At 68.7% G+C, this 5,993-nt stretch carries 9 protein-coding genes; 7 read left to right on the forward strand and 2 right to left on the reverse strand.

The genetic code is table 11. The features are described 5' to 3' along the window. The 5 genes from cobJ to DD1DGNOD_RS14735 form a co-directional block, all read left to right on the forward strand. Positions 1 to 791 (forward strand): precorrin-3B C(17)-methyltransferase (gene cobJ, locus DD1DGNOD_RS14715; protein WP_131770393.1); only part of this gene is annotated, 791 nt, incomplete at its 5' end. Then, the gene (locus tag DD1DGNOD_RS29490; RefSeq protein ID WP_131770394.1) at positions 782 to 1,084 is read left to right on the forward strand and encodes a 4Fe-4S binding protein; all 303 of its coding nucleotides are present in this window, start codon (positions 782 to 784) and stop codon (positions 1,082 to 1,084) included. The genes cobJ and DD1DGNOD_RS29490, both read left to right, overlap by 10 nt. Beyond that, positions 1,081 to 1,698, forward strand: a complete 618-nt coding sequence (locus tag DD1DGNOD_RS14725; RefSeq protein WP_241251538.1) for a precorrin-8X methylmutase — start codon at positions 1,081 to 1,083, stop codon at positions 1,696 to 1,698. The genes DD1DGNOD_RS29490 and DD1DGNOD_RS14725 overlap by 4 nt, the downstream gene beginning before the upstream one ends. Further along, entirely contained in the window at positions 1,695 to 2,672 is a 978-nt protein-coding gene (locus tag DD1DGNOD_RS14730) for a sirohydrochlorin chelatase (RefSeq protein WP_206443187.1), read from the forward strand. The genes DD1DGNOD_RS14725 and DD1DGNOD_RS14730 overlap by 4 nt, the downstream gene beginning before the upstream one ends. A gap of 223 nt (positions 2,673 to 2,895) precedes the next feature. Then, the gene (locus DD1DGNOD_RS14735; RefSeq protein WP_131767025.1) at positions 2,896 to 3,462 is read left to right on the forward strand and encodes a DUF4158 domain-containing protein; all 567 of its coding nucleotides are present in this window, start codon (positions 2,896 to 2,898) and stop codon (positions 3,460 to 3,462) included. A gap of 168 nt (positions 3,463 to 3,630) precedes the next feature. Here the strand turns inward: DD1DGNOD_RS14735 and DD1DGNOD_RS14740 are convergent, their stop codons facing one another. Next, on the reverse strand, positions 3,631 to 4,026 hold the full coding sequence (locus DD1DGNOD_RS14740; RefSeq protein WP_131767026.1) for a winged helix-turn-helix transcriptional regulator: 396 nt from the start codon (positions 4,024 to 4,026) through the stop codon (positions 3,631 to 3,633). 235 nt (positions 4,027 to 4,261) lie between these two features. Here DD1DGNOD_RS14740 and DD1DGNOD_RS14745 point away from each other — a divergent pair, with 235 nt between their 5' ends. Then, positions 4,262 to 4,738, forward strand: coding sequence for a luciferase family protein (locus tag DD1DGNOD_RS14745; RefSeq protein WP_131767027.1), 477 nt, complete (start codon positions 4,262 to 4,264; stop codon positions 4,736 to 4,738). 98 nt (positions 4,739 to 4,836) lie between these two features. Here the strand turns inward: DD1DGNOD_RS14745 and DD1DGNOD_RS14750 are convergent, their stop codons facing one another. Next, positions 4,837 to 5,406: a Uma2 family endonuclease gene (locus tag DD1DGNOD_RS14750; RefSeq protein ID WP_131767028.1), complete on the reverse strand. Its 570-nt coding sequence runs from the start codon at positions 5,404 to 5,406 to the stop codon at positions 4,837 to 4,839. Between the two features lie 184 nt (positions 5,407 to 5,590). Between DD1DGNOD_RS14750 and DD1DGNOD_RS14755 the strand changes: the two genes are divergently transcribed. Continuing rightward, on the forward strand, positions 5,591 to 5,893 hold the full coding sequence (locus tag DD1DGNOD_RS14755; RefSeq protein ID WP_206443188.1) for a type II toxin-antitoxin system Phd/YefM family antitoxin: 303 nt from the start codon (positions 5,591 to 5,593) through the stop codon (positions 5,891 to 5,893). The last annotated feature ends 100 nt before the right edge of the window (positions 5,894 to 5,993 follow it).

Genomic DNA, 5,993 nt, shown 5'->3' on the forward strand with positions numbered 1-5,993 from the left:
GGGTGAGCGCACACGCCACCGTGGCGGTGGCCCGCCACCGTCCCCGCGGCCGGCTGGCGATCGTCGGCCTCGGCCCGGGTGATCGGGATCTGCTCACCCCACGTGCTGCCCGTGAACTCGCCCGCGCCAGCGTGATCGTCGGCCTGGACCAGTACGTCGACTCCGTACGCGACCTGATCCGAGCGGGCGCGCGCGTGCTCGCCAGCGGCCTCGGGTCGGAGGAGGCACGCGCCGGTGCGGCCGTGGAGGCTGCCCGCGCCGGCCACGCGGTCGCTCTCATCGGCAGCGGGGACGCCGGGGTCTACGCGATGGGCAGCCCGGCGCTGGACCAGGCCGACGACTCCTTCGACGTGGTGGGCGTGCCGGGGGTGACGGCGGCGCTGTCCGCCGCGGCGCTGCTCGGCGCACCCCTCGGCCACGACCACATGACGATCAGCCTGTCGGATCTGCACACCCCCTGGGAGGTGATCGAACGGCGGGTCCGGGCGGCGGCGCAGGCCGACGTCGTCGTCGCCTTCTACAACCCGCGCAGCAGGACGCGGACGTGGCAGCTGCCGCGGGCACTGGCGCTGCTGGCCGGACACCGGCCGCCGTCCACCCCGGTGGGCATCGTCACCGATGCCTTCCGCCCAGCTCAGCAGGTCACCGTCACCACGATCGGGGAACTGACAACTGCCCCGGCGCCACATCTGGACCTGGTCGGTATGACGACGACGGTGGTGGTCGGCAGCACCCACACCCGTGTCGTGGCCGGGCACGTCGTCACTCCGAGGGGGTACCGGTGGAGCTGATCTACCAAGTTCGCGCCGACAGCTGCGCCGGGTGCGGAGCGTGCCTGCTCACCTGCCCCGAACATGCGCTACAACCCGGCCCGCCGCGCACCGGTGGCGGGCGGCCGCCGCTCGTCCTCGCCGGACGCTGCAACGGATGCGGCGAGTGCGCCGAGATCTGCCCGGTCGACGCGATCGACGCCGTCAACGCAGCCGACACGGTGATGCCCGTGCAGCCCGCGGTGGTGGTCGTGCTGCCTGTGGCCGTGCAGTCCGTGGCAGCGACCGCGCAGGCCGTGGCGGTGGCGGGGTGACGCCGGGCTCCCGGGTGGCGCACCCGATCGAACTGCGGTCGTACGAGATCCTGCGGGCACGTCTGGACGGCACGAGCCTGGACACCGCGCGCCTTCCTCCGTTGACCCGTGCGGTGGTCGAACGGGTCGTGCACGCCACCGCCGATATCGACTACGTCGCCGACCTGGTCTGCGACGAAACCGCTCTAGGTGACGCTGTGGCGGCGATCGCCGCGCATGCGCCGGTCGTCACCGACGTGCGGATGACGGCCGCGGGAATCACCACCCGCAACGTGGTCTGCCGGCTCGGTGACGTCGATCCCGTCGCGGCCGCCCGCGATGGCCTGACCCGTTCGGCGGCAGCCGTCGGGCTCGCCCTCGACGAGGTCGGTCCGGGTGCCGTGTGGGTGATCGGATGCGCGCCGACCGCCCTGGAGCGGCTGCTCACCCTCGCCGACCTCGCCCGTCCCGCGCTGGTGATCGGCCTGCCCGTCGGGTTCGTCGGCGCGGTCGAGGCCAAGGAAGCACTGCGGGCGGCGGGCCTGCCCGCGGTCTCGAACCGGTCGGAGAAGGGCGGGGCGGCCGTTGCCGCCGCGGCTGTCAACGCACTGCTGTACGAGGGGCTGAACCCGTGACGGACACAGGCACAGGCTCGGACGCAGACTCCGGCGTGGTCACGAACACCAGCCCGTCCGCGCCCGCGCTGCTGATCGTCGGGCACGGGACCCGCAGCGCGGCCGGAGTGGCGCAGTTCCAGGCATTCGTCGAGCGGGTCGGTGAGCGGGCCGGCGGGACGCCGGTGGACGGCGGGTTCATCGAACTGTCCCGCCCCCCGGTGGCCGACGCGGTGGCCAGGCTCGTCGAGGCGGGCCACACTCGGCTCGCTGCGGTACCGCTGACCCTGGTGGCCGCCGGACACGCCAAGGGCGACATTCCCGGCGCGCTCGCCCGGGAACGCATCCGCCATCCAGGCCTGCACTATGCCTATGGACGCCCACTCGGCCCGCATCCGACGTTGCTGACGGCGTTGGACGAGCGGATCGACACGGTGTGCCCGCGTGACGAGCGGGCGGAGGTGACCGTCCTGCTGGTCAGCCGCGGATCCACCGACCCGGACGCCAACGCCGAGATCGCCAAGGTCGCCCGGCTGCTGTGGGAGGGACGCGGGTTCGCCGGTGTCGAACCAGCCTTCATCAGCCTGGCCGAGCCGAGCGTGCCGGCCGGCCTGGAGCGCTGCCGCCGGCTGGGGGCGTCCCGGATCGTGGTAGCGCCCTACTTCCTGTTCGCGGGCGTCCTGCCGGACCGGGTGGTCGCCCAGGCCGCCGGCTGGGCCGCCGACCACCCCGACATCGACGTGCGCTGCACGGGCCTGCTCGGTGACTGCGAGGGACTGGTGGACCTGGTGCTCGAACGCTTCACCGAGGCGCTGGCCGGGGACATCCGGATGAACTGCGACACGTGCCTGTACCGGGTCGCGCTGCCCGGGTTCGAACATCGGGTGGCCGCCCCCCAGGCCCCGCACGACCATCCGGACGATCCGGCACATCCACACGGTCACCAGCATCATCATGGCCACGGTCATCACCGCCATGCCTCCCGGACCGCCTGAGCGGTTGGCGGTTCTTGGTCATGACGCCAGATTGATCGTCCCACACCCTCCGCGCCAGACCTGGCCACGATCTGTGGAAAACTCGCGCTCATCCACAAGGTGGCCCTCGAGGAACATCCGAACGGAAACGTCCGACGGGCGGCCGGTGGCCCCGTCTGGGTGTCTGGCCTGTTGATCTAACCTCTCGTGTGGGTCGTAGGCATGCGGATCGGGGGTCGGGGGGTTGCCGGTCGAGTTCCTGTCGGACGAGCAGGCGGCTGCGCACGGGTCGTTCGTCGGCACGCCGTCGCGGGCGCAGTTAGCACGGTTCTTCTTCCTCGACGACGAGGACCGCCGGCTGGTCGACCAGCGGCAGCGAGATCACCTGCGGCTTGGGTTCGGGGTCTCGATCGGCACGGTGCGCTGTGTCGGCAGGTTCCTGGCGGACCCGATCGACGTCCCGGCCGAGGTGGTGGACTACGTCGCCGAGCAGCTCAGGATCAGCGACCCGTCGTGCATCAAGACGTACGCCCAACGGGAGTCGACCCGCCGGGAACACGCCGGGGAGATCCAGCGGACCTACCGCTACCGGGACTTCAGCACGGTGGCCGACGAGTTTGAGGCGGGGTGGACGGACGCGTGGGCGTGGACGACCGGGGACGGGCCGAAGGCGCTGTTCGACGCCGCGGTGGGCTGGCTACGCAAGGGGAAGGTGCTGCTGCCAGGGGTGACCACGCTGGCGCGGCTGGTGGCCGGGTGCATGACGACGCGACGCAGCGGCTGTGGGAGACGCTCTGTTCGCTCATACTGATCCCCTTCGGTGTCAACGACGGAACGCATCACGTTGGACGTGCTCAGTATCAGTCGGAAGGTGCTCCCGGAGGAATCGGCACGTGCGCCGGACGGGTTTCGGATAAACCGGATAAGACCATTTATCCCGTGGATAGCACGGGTATTTCCATGGGACGACTGCTGTTCCTCAAACCCCTGATTTCTGCTTAGCGGCGTCGTATTCGAGGCGAGCCGCCTCGACCTTCGACAAGTGAGCGTCCGACCAGTGCACGAGGGTGGCGAAGACCGGGACGAGGGTGAGCCCGAGTTCGCTGATCTCGTACTCCACGCGGGGTGGGATCTGCGCGTGGTAGGTGCGCACGACCAGTCCGTCTCGTTCCAGCTGGCGCAGCCGTTGGGTGAGGACCTTGGGCGTGATCGGGCGTAGGTGCTGCTCGAGCTCGTTGAAGCGCAGCCGGCCGTGGTGCCTGAGTACCCACAGGATCGGCGTGGTCCAACGGCTGAACATCAGGTCGATCACCGGATTGATCGGGCACGCCTGCTCGGCATCGGCATGCTGCTCGGCATCGGCATGTTCGGCCATGACCCCACCCCCTTCCGTCACCTTCGTCCAAGCTTCCGGTCGAAGCTTCCAAAGAGAGAGCCACTATCTTCTAGGAACCTACTATGCCGAGGATGCTAGCGTGCTCCGTGTCGGAACAGAGAACAGGCGACACACGCCGCCTGCGGGGAACCGTGAGGACATCGCGCAACGCCACCACGTGACGACGGCCAGCAGGCCCCCGGTGACCCGATCCTGACGGACGAGGAGTATCGCCATGACTATGCCGGCTTTTCCGCAGCGCGAGGGCGACCGTCCCGACATCGGCTCGGCCGTCCCCCATGTCCAATTCACCCAGAACAGCCCGAAAGCGGTGAGGGAGCAACTCCAGCAGTGGATGTCCACCGAGCTTCCCGGCACCGTAACCGGCCCCAGCGAGATCTCCGATCCCGGGGCTTTTGCCGTCTTTCTGGACGGTCATGCTCCCGCGAAAGGTGCGGTGTTGCTTCCGCCGCGGCTGACGGCGGAATTCGCCCACGTGCACGTCGACGGCAGCCTGCACCTCGCGCTTTCACACGAGGACCAGAAGGAGCTGCTGGCCAGGGGTTGGGGAGAGCCGCACCCGCTGTACTCCGCCGAGATCAACGTGGTGATGCTCTACGCCCCCCGCGCCGTCGAGGAGCTGGACGTGGCACGGACCGTGCTCGAAGCGTCCTACCGCTACGCCACCGGGCACGACCGGGTGACCGTATAGGGAAGTCGGCCGTTGAACAGCCCACCCGTCACCCCGACGGCCAGTGCCATCCCAGTGTGGCGGGTCACCTGAACGTCATGTCCGGTGAGGGTGAGATGTCAGGTGAGGACGAGTTGGGAGGGGGTGATGGTCAGCGGGAACGGGTCGGTGATTTTCAGTGGCTGGTTGCCGTGGGCGGTGCCGGTCTCGAGGTAGTCGGTGCCGGTGAGGGCCAGGGTGGTGATCGACGGTTTGTCGGTGTCGACGATCCAGTAGTGGGGGACGCCGAGGCGGGCGTAGACGTCGCGTTTGAGTAGTCGGTCGATGCCCACGCTGCTGGGGGAGAGCACCTCGACGACCAGTACTGGGACGGCCAGGTACCGTTCGCCGCGCACGAGGTCCGTACGGTGGACCACGCATATGTCCGGTTGGACGCTGGTTCGCCGACCCTTGCGCACATCCGGGGTCGGCCCGAACACGTAAAGATCAGATGGACACGCTCCACGCAGCAGCATCGTCAGCTCGCCGCATCCGACCTGGTGTTCCCAGCGGGGTGCCGGGCTCACCAGGAGCACCCCGTCCACCAGCTCGTACAGCCGACCGTCGTCGGGCATCTCCGCGAGGTCGTCGACGGTGAACCCGTCCTCCCGGATCGGGAGATCCTCATACGCGACCGCCATGAACACCATGATGGGCTCCTCTCAGTAGCCCGAGCGCGAAAGAAGCATGATCGCGCCGCCTTTGGTCCTTCCGTCATAACGCCAGGCTGATCGTCCCACACCCTCCGTGCCAGCCTTGACTACGATCTGTGGAAAACCGCGCTTGTCCACATTGAGTTTTTCGCGGGTTCTCGAATCAGCGGAAGCGAGGCTGGTGGCTATCCTCGTGGCTATGTCGATCATGGAGCAGATGTCGCTGGCGGACGTGAAGAACCGGCTCTCGGAGGTCGTGGACAGCGTCGAACGTGAGCATGGCCGCGTTGTGATCACCCGGCACGGCAGGCCCGCCGCGATCGTCATCAGCGTCGACGACCTGGAGTCGCTGGAGGAAACCCTCGACGTCATGGGCAGCACCCGGCTGATGGCCGACATCCGGGAAGCCCTCGACGACCTCGACGATGCGGGGGCGACCGTCCTGAGCAAGGACGAAGCGCTCCGTCTCGCCACCGGCCAGTGACCGACGTTCACGAGATCGTGCGGATCCCGCCCGCAACCACTCGCATGGCTCATGATCCAAACGAGTTTGTCGCCGTGTACGCTTTTTGGCCGCATTAGCG

This window comes from Candidatus Protofrankia californiensis (genome assembly GCF_900634765.1).
Lineage (GTDB): Bacteria > Actinomycetota > Actinomycetes > Frankiales > Frankiaceae > Protofrankia > Protofrankia californiensis.